This is a genomic window from Actibacterium sp. EMB200-NS6 (assembly GCF_001305615.1).
GTDB lineage: Bacteria > Pseudomonadota > Alphaproteobacteria > Rhodobacterales > Rhodobacteraceae > Actibacterium_A > Actibacterium_A naphthalenivorans.
This window is the reverse complement of the sequence record NZ_CP010869.1, coordinates 889,662-906,156: the sequence shown is the minus strand read 5'-3', so window position 1 is coordinate 906,156 and position 16,495 is coordinate 889,662. Positions and strand designations below refer to the sequence as shown.

13 protein-coding genes and 1 tRNA gene are annotated in these 16,495 nt (G+C 64.6%); 7 read left to right on the top strand and 7 right to left on the bottom strand.

Annotated features, from left to right (window positions below; translation table 11 throughout):
- Window positions 1–19 precede the first annotated feature (19 nt).
- A complete protein-coding gene (locus TQ29_RS04520; protein ID WP_054538193.1) occupies window positions 20–1,309 on the top strand; it encodes a TRAP transporter large permease in 1,290 nt (429 codons plus the stop codon).
- A 5-nt stretch (window positions 1,310–1,314) separates the two neighbouring features.
- Here TQ29_RS04520 and TQ29_RS04515 read toward each other — a convergent pair whose 3' ends face one another.
- From TQ29_RS04515 to TQ29_RS04485, 7 genes are all read right to left on the bottom strand, one after another.
- Complete coding sequence (locus TQ29_RS04515) at window positions 1,315–2,586, bottom strand: ABC transporter permease (RefSeq protein WP_054538192.1); 1,272 nt, start codon at window positions 2,584–2,586, stop codon at window positions 1,315–1,317.
- 6 nt (window positions 2,587–2,592) lie between these two features.
- Window positions 2,593–3,717, bottom strand: a complete 1,125-nt coding sequence (locus TQ29_RS04510) for an ABC transporter permease (protein WP_082386519.1) — start codon at window positions 3,715–3,717, stop codon at window positions 2,593–2,595.
- Complete coding sequence (locus TQ29_RS04505) at window positions 3,714–5,225, bottom strand: ABC transporter ATP-binding protein (RefSeq protein WP_054538191.1); 1,512 nt, start codon at window positions 5,223–5,225, stop codon at window positions 3,714–3,716. Before TQ29_RS04505 ends, TQ29_RS04510 begins: the two co-directional genes overlap by 4 nt.
- A gap of 68 nt (window positions 5,226–5,293) precedes the next feature.
- Complete coding sequence (locus tag TQ29_RS04500; protein ID WP_054538190.1) at window positions 5,294–6,322, bottom strand: BMP family protein; 1,029 nt, start codon at window positions 6,320–6,322, stop codon at window positions 5,294–5,296.
- A gap of 250 nt (window positions 6,323–6,572) precedes the next feature.
- Complete coding sequence (locus tag TQ29_RS04495; RefSeq protein ID WP_255353383.1) at window positions 6,573–8,249, bottom strand: AarF/ABC1/UbiB kinase family protein; 1,677 nt, start codon at window positions 8,247–8,249, stop codon at window positions 6,573–6,575.
- Window positions 8,250–8,251: 2 nt separating this feature from the next.
- Window positions 8,252–8,950 carry a DUF6781 family protein gene (locus TQ29_RS04490; protein ID WP_054538188.1) on the bottom strand — a complete coding sequence of 233 codons (699 nt, stop codon included), beginning with the start codon at window positions 8,948–8,950 and terminating at the stop codon, window positions 8,252–8,254.
- Between the two features lie 129 nt (window positions 8,951–9,079).
- Window positions 9,080–10,006: a nitronate monooxygenase family protein gene (locus TQ29_RS04485; RefSeq protein WP_054538187.1), complete on the bottom strand. Its 927-nt coding sequence runs from the start codon at window positions 10,004–10,006 to the stop codon at window positions 9,080–9,082.
- Window positions 10,007–10,202: 196 nt separating this feature from the next.
- On the opposite strand from TQ29_RS04485, the gene TQ29_RS04480 reads away from it, so the two are divergent.
- The 6 genes from TQ29_RS04480 (at window position 10,203) to TQ29_RS04455 (ending at window position 16,449) form a co-directional block, all read left to right on the top strand.
- Window positions 10,203–10,676, top strand: coding sequence for a MarR family winged helix-turn-helix transcriptional regulator (locus TQ29_RS04480; protein WP_054538186.1), 474 nt, complete (start codon window positions 10,203–10,205; stop codon window positions 10,674–10,676).
- Window positions 10,673–11,860: a multidrug effflux MFS transporter gene (locus TQ29_RS04475; RefSeq protein WP_054538185.1), complete on the top strand. Its 1,188-nt coding sequence runs from the start codon at window positions 10,673–10,675 to the stop codon at window positions 11,858–11,860. Before TQ29_RS04480 ends, TQ29_RS04475 begins: the two co-directional genes overlap by 4 nt.
- An 84-nt stretch (window positions 11,861–11,944) precedes the next feature.
- Window positions 11,945–12,018 (top strand) — tRNA-Gly (locus tag TQ29_RS04470).
- A gap of 82 nt (window positions 12,019–12,100) precedes the next feature.
- Window positions 12,101–13,897, top strand: coding sequence for an ABC transporter transmembrane domain-containing protein (locus TQ29_RS04465; protein WP_037205814.1), 1,797 nt, complete (start codon window positions 12,101–12,103; stop codon window positions 13,895–13,897).
- A 75-nt stretch (window positions 13,898–13,972) separates the two neighbouring features.
- Window positions 13,973–14,401, top strand: a complete 429-nt coding sequence (gene lysM / locus TQ29_RS04460) for a peptidoglycan-binding protein LysM (RefSeq protein ID WP_037205812.1) — start codon at window positions 13,973–13,975, stop codon at window positions 14,399–14,401.
- Between the two features lie 155 nt (window positions 14,402–14,556).
- Window positions 14,557–16,449, top strand: a complete 1,893-nt coding sequence (locus TQ29_RS04455) for an acyl-CoA synthetase (protein WP_054538184.1) — start codon at window positions 14,557–14,559, stop codon at window positions 16,447–16,449.
- Window positions 16,450–16,495: the final 46 nt, after the last annotated feature.

The window sequence follows — 16,495 nt, the reverse complement described above, 5'->3', positions numbered from 1 at the left end:
ATTTCCCAAAGGACCGATCATGAGCAACTGGCCCGTCGGCGCGTCCATCCTGTTCGTTCTGCTTCTCTCTGGCATGCCGATCTCGCTTGCGCTGGCGGCGGTCGGCACCATCGGCACGGCGGCGATCATCGGTTGGGGGCCGTCGCTGTCGCTGCTGGGCCAGACCTTTTTCGACAACAGCCGCAACTATTCGCTTTCGGTGCTGCCGCTGTTTCTGATGATGGGCAATTTCGTGGTTCAATCGGGCATCGCGGAAGAGCTTTACCGCTCCGCCAATGCCTGGTTGCGGCACCGCAGGGGCGGGCTGGCGATGGCGACCGTGGTGGCCTGCGGCGGGTTCTCGTCTGTCTGCGGATCGTCGATGGCCACCGCCGCGACGATGACGAAGATCGCGCTGCCCTCGATGCGGCGGTTCGGATACCCCGACGACCTGTCGACCGCCTCGATCGCCGCGGGCGGCACGCTGGGCATCCTGATCCCGCCCTCCGTCATTCTGGTGTTCTTCGGCATCCTGACACAACAGGACATCGGCAAGCTGTTTCTTGCCGGGATCGTGCCGGGGCTGATCGGGGTGCTGGGCTATGCCATCGCGGTGATGATTTCGGTCAGGATGCGCCGGATCGATCTGCCGGTCGAAGAGAAACTGCCGCTGGCCGCGCGCATCCGGTCGCTGAGGGGCACGGCGGGGGCGCTGGCGCTGTTCGTCTTCGTGATGGGCGGGATCTATCTTGGCGTCTTCACCCCGACCGAAAGCGCCGGCATGGGTGCGGCGGGCGCCTTTCTGCTGACCATCCTGCAGGGCAGGTTCAGCCTGCGAACCACATTCGAGACCCTGTTCGAAACCGCCAAGACCACGGCCATGATGTTCTTCATCCTGTTCGGGGCGCTGACCTTCACCAACTACGTGAACCTGTCTGGCATGACCGGCGACATGCAGATCGCCCTGACCTTCTTCGGCGACAGCCCGACGGCGGTCATCCTGACGATCCTCGCGATCTATCTGGTGCTCGGCTGCATGCTGGAAGGGCTGTCGATGATCATGCTGACAGTGCCGATCTTCTATCCGGTGGTCGCGGCACAGGGGTTCGATCTGATCTGGTTCGGCATCTTCGTCGTCGTCGTTACCGAGATCAGCTATATCACCCCGCCGGTGGGGATGAACGCCTTCGTGCTGCGCTCCGTGGTGCCCGATGTCGCGCTGAAGACGATCTTTCGCGGCCTGCTTCCCTTCGTCGCGATGGATATCATCCGGGTGGCGCTGCTGTTGATCTTCCCCGTGCTGGTCCTGTTCATCCCGGCGCACATGTAGCCGCGCTATTCCTTCTCATAGGCCACGCCATCGGCCGCTGGCGCGCGGGCGCGCCCGATCAGCCCCGCCACAACGATGATCGTGGCGATATAGGGCGCCATCGCCAGGAATTCCGACGGGATCGGCGTTTGCAGCAACGCCAGCTTTTGCTGCAGCGAATCCGCAAATCCGAAGATCAGCGCCGCCAGCAGCGCGCCCACCGGATGCCAGCGCCCGAAGATCATCGCCGCCAGCCCGATATAGCCGCGCCCGCCGGTCATGCCTTCGTCGAACCGGCCCACCGAGCCCAGCGTGAACCACGCGCCGCCGAACCCGGCGACCATGCCGCCCAGCGTCACGTTGATGTACCGTATGCGGTAGACGTTGATGCCCAGCGTATCGGCGGCCCGGGGATGCTCGCCCACCGCGCGGGTGCGCAGCCCGCTGCGGGTGTAGAACAGGTAATAGGTCGCCACCGCCACCATCACCACCGCGCCATAGACGAATATGTTCTGGTTGAACAACACCGGCCCGATCACCGGAATATCGCCCAGCACCGGGATCTTGATGGACCGGAACACCGGCGCGTTGTTGAGGTGGCGATATTCCTGAAACACCTGACTGCTGACATAAGAGGTCAGGCCAAGCACAAACAGGTTGATCACCACGCCGGCGATGATCTGGCTCATCTTGTAGGTGACGACAAGCGCCGCCAGTATGAAACCGAAGAGCCCGCCGATCACCACGGCGGCCAGAAGCCCGCCCCAGCCGCCAAGCACCGATCCGACCAGCGCCCCCGCGAAGGCACCCGCCAGCAGCATCCCCTCGATCGCGATGTTCACCACGCCGGAGCGTTCGCACAGAACCCCCGCCAGCCCGCCCAGGGCAATCGGAACCGCGCGCACCACCGTGGCCTGCAACATGCCGGTCAGCGAAAACGCCTTGCCCGCCGTGGCCCAGACCAGAAAGGCCGCCACCACCAGGACCAGCCCGAAGCCGAGCGACAGCGCCGTCCACCGCACCCCGCCGCGCAGAAACTGCCGCGCCCCGAGAAAGGCCAGCAGCGCGGCGGCAAGGTAGGTGAAGGGCCCTGCCGGCACCACCAGATTGGGCACCGCCATCGGATCATTCGGGCGCGACAGCCGGAATGTGGCATCCCCCACCGTGCCCTGCGCAAAGATAAGCCCCACCAGCACAGCCAGCGCGATCAGCACGCCGCCGGCGATGCGGGCCTGCCGCTCTTTGCCCGTCGCGATCTTGCGGGATGCGGGCGGAAGGTTTTCTGTCATGCTTGCCATGCCGTGCTACCCTTTTGCCCCCTGGGCCCTGCGAAACACCCAGGGAAAGATCGCGCGCACCAGAAGCGGGGCGGCGATGAATACGATGATGAGCGCCTGGATGATGCTGATGAGGTCAATGCTGACGCCGGCATCCACCTGCATCTGGCGCCCCCCGGCCTCGAGCGCGCCGAACAGCAACCCGGCCAGCAGTACCCCCACCGGGTGCGAACGCCCCAGCAGCGCGACGGAAATCGCGGTAAACCCGATGCCCGCCGAAAACCCCGGTGTCGCGCGGCCGAGCACACCCAGCACCTGGTTGGCCCCCGCCAGCCCCGCAAGCGCCCCGGACGCCGCCATCGCCGCCACGATGATCACGCCCGAGCGCATGCCGGCAAAACGCGCGGCTTCGGGATTTTCGCCGCTGGCGCGAAACTCGAACCCCAGTTTCGACCGGAACAGAACCCAAAAGATCACGGCCACCGCCGCCAGCATCAGAAAGATGCCGGCATGAACCCGCAGATTGGGGTCGATCCAGGTCAGCAGGCGCGGCAGTTCTGCCGCCTCGGGCACGGATTTGGAAATCGGGTCGGCGCGCCCGGTCTTCTGGACCGCAGGCAGGCTGAGCAGGAAATCGACCAGCCGGTAGGAGATCGAGTTCAGCATGATGGTCAGGATCACCTCATGCGCCCCGGTCGTGGCCCGCAGCCACCCCGCGACAGAGGCATAAAGCGCCCCGCCAAGCGCACCCGCCAAAAGCGAGAGCGGCAGCAAGAGCACCGCCGGCAGGGCGGCGAAGCTGAAGCCGAAGATCACCGCCGCCATGCCGCCCATCAGAACCTGCCCTTCGGCCCCGATGTTGAACAGCCCCGCGCGAAAGCCCAGCGCCAGGCCCAGCCCGGCAAGTACCAGCGGGGTCGCCGCCGTCAGGGTTTCGGACAACGCGTTGAGCGATCCGACCGACCCCACCAGCAGCGCCACATAAGACCGCCCGATCGTCGCCAGATCGACATTGGTCGCCAGCATCGTCAGCGCGCCCAGGATCAGGGCCGCCGCCACGGCGATGATCGGGACAAGCACGAGATCCTCGAACTCGCTGCGCCCGATCAGCCTGCCTCTGGCCAGTTTTTCGGTTGTCGTCCGGTCGGTCATGCGGCTGCCCCCGCCATGGCAAGCCCCACGGCGCCCTTGTCGACGGCGCCTTGGGTTGCATCGAATTCAGCCACGATGCGGCCCTTGAACATCACCAGAATGCGGTCGGACAGGGCCATGATCTCGTCCAGCTCGGACGAGATGATCAGCACGCCGTCGCCGGTATCGCGGGCCTCCACCAGACGTTTGTGGATATATTCGATCGAGCCGACATCCAGCCCGCGCGTCGGCTGCCCGGCCACCACCAGCGTGATCTCGCGCGACAGCTCGCGCGCCACGACGAGCTTTTGCTGGTTCCCGCCCGAAAGATGGCCCGCGCTTTCGAAAACCGAAGGCGTGCGCACATCGAAATCCTCGGCGAAGGCCGCCGCCCGCGCGTTGACCGTTTTCCAGTTGATCTGCGGCCCGCTGGAAAACCGCTCGTCGTAATAGGTATCCAGGACCATGTTCTCGGCCACCGTGAAATTCTTGATGATGCCCACGCGCTGCCTGTCTTCGGGGATATGGGCGATCCCCATGCGGTGTCGGGCGCGGACCGAGGCATGTGTGATATCCTGATCCTCGAACAGGATCTGGCCGCTGGCCGCGCGGCGCAGGCCCGTCAGCGCCTCGATCAGGGCGGACTGTCCGTTGCCCTGCACCCCCGCGATCCCGACAATCTCGCCGCTGCGAACCGACAGGCTCAGGTGATCCACGGCGATCTCGTCATTGTCGCGCAGGATGGTCAGGTCTTGCACATCCAGCAGCGTGCGCCCCGGCGCATAGGGCGCCTTGACCACGTCAAAGCTGACGGGGCGGCCGACCATCATCTCGGCCAGTTCCTTGCGGTCGAGCCTTTTCGGGTCGCCCTCGCCCACGATACGGCCGGCGCGGATGACGCTGATCCGGTCGGCGATCTCGCGGATTTCGTTGAGCTTGTGGGTGATGAAAACAAGCGCCTTGCCCGCATCGCGCAGCGCACGGACGATCCCGAAAAACTCCTCGACCTCCTGCGGCGTCAGCACCGCCGTCGGCTCGTCGAGGATCAGAACATCGGCCGAGCGGAACAGCACCTTGATGATCTCCACCCGCTGCTGCACCCCGACGGGCAGGTTTTCGATCCGCGCGTCGGGATCAACCTCGAGCCCGTATTTCTCTTTGATGTCATGCACCTGCCTGCGCGCCGTCTCGAGGTCGAGAAAATCGGCACGGCCCGTAGGCTCTACGCCCAGCACCACATTCTCGGCGACGGTGAAGACGGGAACCAGCATGAAATGCTGATGCACCATGCCGATGCCCGCCCGGATCGCATCGCCCGGCCCCTCAAAGCGCGCGGGCTCTCCGTCGATCAGGATCTCGCCCTCGTCGGGGCGGTAGAGCCCGCTGAGAACGTTCATCAGGGTGGATTTTCCGGCGCCATTCTCACCCAGAAGGCCAAGCACCTCGCCCGCCCGGATGGTCAGGTTCACATCGGCATTCGCGACCACCTCGCCAAAACGTTTGGTCACGCCGCGGAGTTCGATATCCATGGGCAAAGCTCCTTGGGGGCGGATCGTGGCCACGTCACCGGCGCAAACCGGGAACGGGCCGGGCGGGGTCAGCGGTCAACCGCGATCGTGCCGTCGATGATACCCTGGCGAATGCCGGCAAGCTCTTGCTTCAGGCTGTCGGGCACCAGCGCGTCCATGTCGTGGAACGGCGCCAGATCGACCCCGCCATTGGACAGAGACCCCACCAGATTGCCGCCCTCGAACGTGTCGTTCATCGTGTTTTCGATCACCTGCATCACGGTCGCATCCATCTGCTTGGTGATCGAGGTCAGGTAGACATGCTGCTTTTCGGTGTCGGTGTAATAGAGATCCGCATCAACCCCGACGATCTTCAGCTTTTCGACACCCAGCTCATCCGCCAGCGCCGCCGAGCCAAGGCCGACAGGGCCGGCCACGGGCAGCACGATATCGGCGCCCTCGTCATAGAGGTTCTGGGCAAAGGCGCGCCCGTCATCCAGCGAGTCGAAGTTGTTGGTGAACAGCCCTTCCTTGGTTTCGGGGTTCCACCCGAGAACCGACACCGCCGTTCCGTGTTGCGCGTTGTAATATTCCGCGCCGCGCACGAACCCGTCCATGAACACGGTCACGGTGGGGATGTTGATCCCGCCGAACACGCCCAGAATACCGGTTTCGCTGACCCCGGCGGCAAGATAGCCGGCCATGAACGCGGCCTCGTCTGTGGCATAGATCTGGCCCAGGACGTTCGGGATCACCGGTTCATAGGAATAATCCACGATCGAGAAGCGCTGATCCGGGTTGGCCTCGGCCGCCGCCTTTGTCGCGTCGCCCAGAAGGAAGCCCACGGTGATGATGATGTCGCACTGGCCGCCCAGGAGTGAATTGATGTTCGCCTCGTAATCCGTTTCGGCCTGGGATTCGAGGAACCGGCCGGAAATGCCGAGCTGCTCCTGCGCGTCCAGCACACCTTTCCAGGCGGTCTGGTTGAAGCTGTTGTCGTCGATCCCGCCGGTATCGGTCACCTGGCAGGCGGTAAAGGCCGCAGCCATCGATCCCGCCGCAAGCCAGGCACAAAGGCCCGTGCCGGCGCGTTTCATTGTTCTTGAAAATAGCAGCATCTGTTTATTCCCCCGATGAACTGGATCAACGAACCGCAGGGCGGCATGGCTTTCGATGGTACGGCCGTAAGAGCCCGCGGCCGCGCTCCTTTGCTCACGCTACAGGCAACGCGGTCATGGGTAATTGATCAAGGTCAATGCGCGCACGCGCGGCCGGACGATGTGAACCACGTTCATTTCACACTTCGGCGGGCCGGTTTCCGCGCCTTCGCAGGGATCAGGGCCGCGCGCCCGGCCGGGTACGGATCGGCTAGTCCTTGCGCCCGTGCCAGATGGAGAAGATGAGCCAGAGCCCCCCGACAACAGCCCCGGAGAAGCCCAGCAGCGCAAACACCGACAGGCCCACCGGCAACTCGATCCCCGAAACAGTCATCACGATGGACGAGCCCATCGTGAGCGCCGCGATGACGATTCCGATCGTCACCCGCGTGATCGACCTGTCGAGGCGATCAAGGAAATGGTCCATCTGCTTGACTTCGATACCAAGCTTCAGCTGGCCCTGCTGGGTCAGGCCGATCAGGTCTTTCACGTCTTTGGGCAGACCGGTCGCCAGATCGAGCCCGTCAAGAAACCCTTGCCTGACACGCTGCGCCAGTTCCGCCGGCGAATACCGCTCCAGGATCAGCCGCCGCAGAAACGGCTGCGCCGCCGAGACCATGTCGAAATCGGGATCTAGCTGCCGGCCCATCCCTTCGAGAGAGGTGAACGCCTTGGTCAGAAGCGTCAGATCGGGTGGCAGTGTCAGGTTGTGCGCGCGCAGAACGGCGATCAGATCCATCGCGACGGCCGAAAGATTCAGGTCTTTCAGCGGCACCCCATGCACGGAATCAACGAAAGCATCCACCTGGCCGACAAGCTGCGCATTTTCCGCGCGCGGCGCGTTTGCCCATTTGAGCAGGATTTCGGCCACACGCTCGGCCCTGTGTTCCACCACGCCGAACAGAAGATCCACAAGCTCGTCGCGGCGGCTGAGCGAGATATGGCCGACCATGCCGAAATCGATGAACACCAGTTGCTCGCCCGGCAGGTAGAACACGTTGCCCGGATGCGGATCGGCATGAAAGAACCGATCCTGGAAGATCATTTCCAGAACGGCATCCGCCCCCCTTGCCGCAAGCGTCTTCATGTTCAGCCCGGCCTCGGCCACGGCGGCCAGATCGCTGCCGGGAACCCCCGAAATGAATTGCTGAACATTCAGCGCTTCGGTCGTCCATTCCCAGTACACCCGGGGCACGTGAATATTGGGGTTGTCGCGAAAGCTGTTGGCGATGCGCTCGGCGTTGCGGCATTCGTTGGCCAGATCCAGCTCGCTGTGGATCGACTTCGAAAACTCGGCCACCACCTCCTTGGGGTGAAAGCGGCGAATGTCCTCGACTTCGGCGGCGGCCAGTTCGGCAATGCGCATCAACAGCCTCAGGTCGGCCTCGATCACCGCGCGCACACCGGGGCGCCGGATCTTCAGCACAACCTCTTCGCCCGTCAGCAGCCGCGCGCGGTGCACCTGCGCGATGGACCCGGCCGCCAGCGGTACCTCGTCGATCAGGGCGAAAGCGTCTGTCAGGCGAAACCCCAGTCCGGCCTCGACCTCCGCGACGAGCGCGTCATAGGGGATGGTCGGAACCTTGTCCCGAAGCTTTTCAAGCTCCCGGATATACTCGGGCGGAAGAAGATCGACACGGGTCGACAGGATCTGCCCGAGCTTGACGAAGGTTGGCCCCATATCCTCCAGCGCGCGGCGGATGCGCTGCGGCGCGCTCAGATGCACGTATTCGGCCGCGGCCTTCCAGTGCAGGATGCGCCCCACCTTTTCCACCATCTTGTCGAGGCCGAGATGCCGCACGAGATCGCCGAACCCGTAGCGGATCAGGATCGACGATATCTCGGTCAGCCGGCCCAGATCATGGGGTGTGCCCAGCAGCCGCGACACGCTCAGCTCTTTTCCGGTGCAGCGCTGTCTTTGGTGTCGACATCTTTCGCCGGCGGCGCCAGACTCTCGGACAGCCCCGCAAGTATGCCGCTGCCGATCGACGCGATCGTCGCAAGCCCGGTGCGCGCCGTCTTGTGCGCATCGGACAGATCCGGGCGGCGCACCCTCGACACGGTCTGGTTCAGCGTGCTCAGCGAGCCACGCACCGACCGCCCGGTATCGGTTCCCGTCCGCTGGATATGGGTGATCAGATCCTTCAGGATCTCCCCCGACGTGGCGGCGCCGCTTTTCAGCAGATCGCCGATCGCATCCACAAAGAGCTTGTCGAGCTCGACCAGATCATCGAGCGCCTGCTTCAGATCGGTTTCCGAGAATTCATCGGCGCGCCCCGCCGCTTCCTCGATCGCAAGCCTGGAGGCTTCGGCCGCGCTCATCATCGCGGCGTCGATGCCGGCGACGGCGCGCTTCAGCGCCTCGGTGGTCTCGACACTGCTTTCGGGCGCACCCTCTGCCGCGCCTTCCAGAACGGTCTGCATGACCTGGGAGATGTTCTCACGCTCCAGCGGCCGGCGGCTCAGCGCGCGCAGGACGACATCGCGCACCGCGTCGCTGATGTCATCGCCCTGTGCAACGGCGCTTCGGGCGTCCTCCCTCACGGCGGGAACGTCCAGATCTCTTTCGTTTTGCGTGTCTGCGGTCATCGCGCCCTCATGTTGCTGTGCGGTGTTAGGTCTACAATATGGCCGAACCCGCCCGCGATGGATTGACGTATATCATGTTGCCGCCGACGCCGCGCCCCGGTTTCGCGGGTTTTGCGCGGGAGAGTCGCGCTAGGCACCAAGCACCTGCGCCGCGCTTCGGTATTCCGAGACCAGACGCGCGCAAAGCTCCGACGCGGTGCAGATATCGGAAATGGTTCCGACACCCTGCCCGGCCGACCAGACGTGCTTCCAGGCCTTGGCAATGTCGCCGGCGTTGCCGCCCCTGCCCGCCCCGGCGGACGGCGCATCCGGGTCAAGCCCGGCGCGGATGATGCTGTTGCGCAGGAAATTCGCGTTCATGCCGGAAATCGCCGGGGTATAGACGATATCGTCGGCCGAGGACTCAAGCAGCATCTGCTTGTACTCCGGGTCCGCCTGCGCCTCTTGCGTGGCGATGAACCGCGTGCCGATATAGGCCAGATCGGCCCCCATCAGCCGCGCGGCGGCAACCTGACGCCCGGTGTTGATCGCCCCCGCCAGAATCAGCGCGCCGTTGAAAAACTCACGGATTTCGGCGGCAAGCGCGAAGGGGCTTTTCGCACCCGCATGCCCGCCCGCGCCGGCGGCCACCGCGATGATCCCGTCGACACCCGCCGCCGCGGCCCTGCGCGCGTGGCGGATCGTCGTGATATCGTGAAACACCAGCCCGCCATAGGCCTGCACGGCCCGGATCACCGCCTCGTCGATCCCCAGAGAGGTGATGACGATCGGCACCTCATGCGCAACCGTCACCGCCAGATCACCCTCCAGCCGATCGTTGCCCTTGCCGACGATCAGATTGACGCCGAAGGGCGCATCGGCGCGGGTCAGGCGGGTTTCGATGTCGTTCAGCCAGGCCTCATAGCCTTCGGTCGTGCGCTGGTTCAGCGTCGGGAAGGTTCCGACCACACCGGCCCGGCAGGTTTCCACCACCAGATCGGGGTTGGAGATCAGGAACAGCGGCGCCGCGATCACGGGCGCCGATAGCCGCCCTTTCAGAAGATCGGGAATGGTCATGGCAGGGTCCGTCCTTGTCGCGTGGCAAACGCCTCATCCTTGCGCCGGCATGCCCGGCGGCGCAAGGGGCGGCCTGTTTGTGCTGCTCTCCCGCCCGTCTTGACGGGGACGGCCCGCGCGACCGCGCTGGACAAACATAAGCCTGCCATATAATAAGAAAACCATACCAATCACCCCAACCCAACGGCTCCCCCTCATGCTTCCCCCGGCACGCGAAAGCCTCGCTTACATTTTTCTCGACCTTACGCGCCTGTTCCGCGCGGACTTCGAGCATCGGGTCGCGCGGGCCGGGCTTGGCATCACCCCGGCCGAAGCGCGCATCCTGTCTGCCCTGCGCCGCTTTGGCCCGGTGCGGCAGAACATCCTGGCAGACCGGCTCGGCATCGCGAAAATGAGCGCCACGAATTTCATCGACAGCCTGGAGGCCGCCGGCCTTGTGAGGCGCGAGGCCGATCCCGACGACCGCCGCGCCAAACTGGTGTCGCTGACCGACGCCGCCGATCCGATCCTGTCACAGCTCGCCACGATCGGCGCCGAAACACGGAGCGTCGCGCGTGGCGGGATGTCCGACGCGGCATGGCAGGCCTTCACCGACGCGGCACGCGAGACCCGGAGGAACCTGCTCGAGGCCCGTGAAGACCGCGAGAAATCCAGAAGGAGCGAAAAATGAGCGCCCATGCCGCACCCGCCATGAGCGCGCGCCGTGTCAGCCTGATCGGGGCGCTTCTGGTCGCCGTCGGCCCGATCGCGATGTCGCTCTACCTTCCGTCGATGGCCGAAATCGTCAGGGCGTTCGACACCACGCCCGCGATGGTCAAACTGACGCTGACCTTGTATTTTGGCGGCTTTGCCTGCGCCCAGCTGGTCGCCGGGCCGCTGTCGGATGCGCTTGGCCGCCGGCCGGTGACGTTTCTGTTCATCGGCGGCTTTTCCGCGGCCAGCCTGCTGGCCCTGTTCGCCCCCACCATCGAGTTCCTGATCGCGGCGCGGTTTCTTCAGGGCGTCGGCGCGTCGGCCGGCGTCGCGGTGTCACGGGCGATCGTGCGCGACACGTTCAGCGGCGAAGACTCGGTGCGGATCATGAACCTGATCGGTATCATCCTCGGGCTCGGCCCGGCGCTGGCCCCCACGATCGGTGGCCTGATGATCACACTTGCGGGCTGGCGGTCTGTCTTTTTGCTGATGGCGCTGTTCGGGATGTCGATCATTCTGATCATTGCCCTGGGCACCCGCGAAACCGCGTCGCCCGACCGGGCGCCGCTGCGGCTGCGCGGCCTGGCATCCGCCTACCGGGTGGTGCTGGCGGACCGGCAGTTCCTGACCGCCTCGCTTGTCATCGGGGGGGCGGTCGGCGCGATCTATGCCGAGAGCACGTTCCTTCCGTTCATCCTGATCGACATGGTCGGCCTGAGTCCGACCCAGTTCGGCGCGGGCATGTTGCTGCATTCCGGCGCATTCCTCACCGGTTCCATGCTGATGCGGGTCTTGATGGCGCGCGTCCGCTCGGAAAAACTTGTGCTGGTCGGGCTCGGGTTCATTCTGGCCGGCAGCCTGGCGATGACGCTGCTGCTTGTGTGGGGGCCCGGCTTTCTGCGCGTCATGGTGCCGGTGGCGATCTATTCCTTCGGCATCGCCTTTGTGATGCCGAGCATGACAACCGCCGCCCTTGCGCCGTTTTCCCGGAACGCGGGGGCCGCGTCCGCGATGATGGGGTTTATCCAGATGGGATCGGGCCTTCTTTTCGGCACGATCGGCGCGATGATCGGCGCGCCTATCCTGGCGATGGGCGTGCTGATACCGCTGATGGGCGCGCTGGCGTGCGTCGCCTACATGTTCTTTCGCAGGATAGCCTGAGGCCCGGCCCCGCCGCCAAGGTCCACGCCCACTCGATGGCTTCTTGACCTGCGCGCCGCCGTCGCATACCTAGTCTACGCTCTTGCGGGCATTGTGTAATGGTAAGACCTCAGCCTTCCAAGCTGATGATGCGGGTTCGATTCCCGCTGCCCGCTCCAGCTTCTTCCATGCGTGACCATCTGTACCTTGTTCCGGTGCCGGCAGTGTCTTAAGACAGACCGAAACGGGAAAGGGGCAGCCATGGCGGCACCGCAGGGCCAATCCGGCGAAGAACGCGAAAAGTCAAAGCGTATCGGCGCGTTGGCGGGGCTCGCGCCCTTCATCCTTCCTTATAAATGGCTGGTTGTTCTGGCGGGCATGGCGCTGGTGCTGACCGCGACGGTTTCGCTGATCCTGCCGCTGGCGGTACGCCGGGTGGTGGACGGGTTCGAAACCGAAAACGCCCAGCTTCTGGACAGCTATTTCTCGGCCGCGCTGGCCATTGCCGGGCTTCTGGCACTGGGAACCGGGCTGCGCTACTACCTTGTCACCCGGCTGGGCGAACGTGTTGTGGCGGATATCCGCAAAGCGGTGTTCGACCGGATGATCGGGATGAGCCCCGCCTTCTACGAAAAGGTCATGACCGGCGAGGTTCTCAGCCGGATCACCACCGACACCACGTTGATCCTGTCGGTGATCGGGTCGTCGGTCTCGGTCGCGCTGCGCAACGTGCTGATTTTCCTGGGCGGGCTCGTGCTGATGCTGCTGACCTCGGCCAAGCTGACCGGAATGGTGCTGCTGCTGGTGCCCGCCGTCATCGTGCCGATCATCGTGCTGGGCCGCCGCCTGCGCGCCCTGTCGCGTGAAAATCAGGACTGGATCGCGGCCTCCTCCGGCTCGGCCTCGGAGGCTTTGCTGTCGGTTCAGACGGTGCAGGCCTTCACCCACGAAGCGCAAAGCCGCGCGTCCTTCGCGGACGTGACCGAACGCGCCTTTGTGTCTGCCAGGAAACGCATCGGCACCCGCGCGGTGATGACGATCATCGTGATCTTCCTTGTGTTCTCGGGCGTTGTCGGCGTGCTGTGGATCGGCGCGCGCGATGTGCGGGCCGACGTGATGAGCGTGGGCGAGCTGGTTCAGTTCGTCATCTACTCGGTCATGGTGGCCGGCGCCGTCGGCGCCCTGTCGGAAATCTGGGGCGAGCTGCAGCGCGCCGCCGGCGCGACCGAGCGGCTGGTGGACCTGCTGCATGCCGAAGACAGCGTGAAGGATCCTGCGCAGCCCCGGACGCTGCCCGAGCCGGTGAAAGGCGCGATCGGGTTCGAGGGCGTGACCTTCCACTACCCGACCCGCCCGAGCCAGTCAGCGCTTTCCGGAATCAATCTGGATGTGAAACCGGGCGAGACCATCGCGCTGGTCGGCCCGTCGGGCGCGGGCAAATCCACCATCATCCAGCTGCTGTTGCGATTCTATGACCCGCAACAGGGCCGCGTCACGCTGGACGGGATTTCCCTTTGCGATGTGACACGGGCAGAGTTTCGCCACCACGTCGCGCTGGTGCCGCAGGATCCGGTGATCTTCGCCGATACCGCGCGCGAAAACATCCGCTTCGGGCGGCCCGACGCCAGCGATGCCGAGGTCGAGGCGGCGGCGCGGGCCGCGGCCGCGCATGATTTTCTGGCCCGCCTTCCCGATGGCTATGACAGCTACGTGGGCGAGCGCGGCCTGATGCTGTCGGGCGGGCAGAAACAGCGCATCGCCATCGCCCGCGCCATCCTGCGCGACGCCCCGGTGCTGCTGCTCGACGAGGCCACATCGGCGCTGGACGCCGAAAGCGAGCGGGCGGTGCAGCACGCCGTCGACGAGATGTCGGCCGACCGGACAACCATCATCGTCGCGCACCGGCTGGCCACGGTGAAAAAGGCAGACCGGATCGTGGTGTTCGAAGAGGGCCGCATCGTGGCCGAGGGCACCCATGACGCGCTGGTGGCCGAGGGCGGGCTCTACGCGCGGCTGGCACGTCTGCAATTCACCGAAGGGGTGGAAGACGCGGCCTGAATTCCCCTTAACCGCGCCCGTGGCGTGAGCTAGGGCTTGCGCTCGCTTGCGGATAAACAACGGAGGACCCGGCACATGGGTTTGTGGAATTTCATCAAAGGGGCGGGCAAGAACCTTGTCGGTTCCGCCGAGGCGTCGGAAGCGCCGTCCGAGGACACCCTGAAGAAAGAGATCGACGATCTGGGCCTCGACGCCAGCGGTCTGGACATTACCGTCGAGGGTGACACCGTCAAGGTCAGCGGTGAGGCTGTCAGCCAGGAGATCAAGGAAAAGGTCATCCTCGCGGTCGGCAATGTCGAGGGCGTGGCCGCTGTTGACGACAGTGCGGGCGGCGACGAGCCCGTGTTCCACACCGTGGCAAAGGGCGACACGCTGTGGGCGATCGCGGCAAAGACGCTGGGCAACGGCGCGCGCTACACCGATATTTTCGAAGCGAACAAGCCGATGCTGAGCGACCCGGACAAGATCTACCCCGGTCAGGTTCTGCGCATCCCGCAAGACTAGGCCAGGAAAAATCCGGCTGTGCGGCAGGGGTGTTCAGCGCCCCTGCCGTTTTCATTGGGCGCAACGCCCTGTACGACAAACTTGCGACATTCCCTATTTCTGGCAATGCTTCGGGCACTGAAGGGCCCGCAAGAGGCCTTGGGGAGGAGAGTTCGATGGGTATCTACGCATCGCTTGCAGACAGGAATGCCCTGGAGGCGGAAAGCGCCTGGGAAGACCGCGACCTGCCCGCGACAATCTACCGGTACATTTCCCGGACGCGGGAAAGGCATGGCGACAGAAGCGCCATAAGCTTCCAGCTGCTGTCCGGCCCGAAGGACAAGGCGGAAACGCTGAGCTGGGATCAGCTTCATGCGAAGGTCACGCAGGCCGCGAACATGTTCCGCGACCTGGGTATCGGCGAGAATGACGTCGTGGCCTATGTCCTGCCCAATTGCAGCGAAACCGCGATCACCCTTCTGGCGGGCGCCACGGCGGGGATCGTCAATCCGATCAACCCGCTTCTTGAACCCGAACAGATCGCCGCCATTCTGCGCGAAACCGGGGCCAGGCTTGTTGTCACCCTCAAGAGCTTTCCCAAATCCGACGTGGCACGGAAAGTGGCCGAGGCCGTGCGCCACGCCCCCACCGTGAACACGGTGCTGGAGGTCGATCTCAAGCGCTATCTGGCCCCGCCCAAGAAATGGATCGTGCCCTTTCTCCGGCCCAAGGCCCCCGGTGGGCATCACGCGGATCTGCTGGATTTCGGCCGCGAAATGGCAAAGCACCCGTCGGATCGGCTTCGCTTCACCGAAAACACGCAGGACCGCATCGGCGCCATGTTTCACACCGGCGGCACCACCGGAATGCCCAAGGTGGCGCAGCACAGGCATTCGGGGATGATCTACAACGGCTGGGTCGGCCATCGCCTGCTGTTCACCGAGCAGGACACGCTGATCTGCCCGCTGCCGCTGTTTCATGTCTTTGCCGCCTATCCGGTGTTGATGTCGGTCATCGCCTCGGGCGCGCATGTGGTGTTTCCCACGCCCGCCGGATATCGCGGCGACGGGGTGTTCGACAATTTCTGGAAGCTGGTCGAACGCTGGGGCGTGACCTTCGTGATCACCGTGCCGACAGCGCTTGCCGCGCTGATGCAGCGCCCGGTGGATGCCGATGTCTCGACCCTGCGTTACGCCTTCTCCGGCTCCGCCCCTCTGCCGGTGGAGCTGTACAACCGCTTCGAAAAGGCCACCGGTGTGACGATCTGCGAAGGCTATGGCCTGACCGAGGCGACATGCCTTGTTTCGATCAACCCGCCCGACGGGCCCAAGAAATCCGGCTCTGTCGGCATTCCCTTTCCGCATACCGATGTCCGCATCCTGCAATGCGATGACGATGGCAGGGTGATGCGCGAATGCGCCACCGACGAGGTGGGGGAAATCTGTGTGTTCAACCCCGGCGTGGTGGTCGGCGCGACCTATACGGAGGCTGGCAAGAACGCCGGGCTGTTCGCCGATGACAAATACCTGCGGACCGGCGATCTGGGCCGGATCGACGCCGAGGGCTATCTGTTCATCACCGGGCGCGCCAAGGATCTGATCATCCGCGGCGGCCACAACATCGACCCGGCCGAGATCGAAGAGGCGCTCTCGGGCCATCGCGCCGTCGCCTTTGTCGGCGCGATCGGTCAGCCAGACAGCTTCGCCGGAGAGCTGCCCTGCGCCTATGTCGAACTGGTCGACGGCGCCGAAGTGACCGGTGAAGAACTGATGAGCTATGCCAGGGTGCATATCCATCAGCGCGCGGCGATCCCGAAATATATCGAAATCCTAGACGCGCTGCCGAAGACGGCCGTCGGCAAGGTGTTCAAGCCCGATCTGCGCAAGCGCGCGATTGCCCGCGTCTATGACGAAGCGCTGGCGGGCGCCGGGCACCGCGCCCATGTGGCAGAGGTGATCGAGGACAAAAAGCGCGGGCTGGTCGCGCGTATCATGCGCGATTCGGACGTCGACGATGACGCGGTGGCACACGTTTTGGGAGAGTACACCCGACCGTGGGAATGGGTCTAGTTGACGTTCCCAAAAGGGGCCAAAACCGGGCCGAAATTCGGGATAA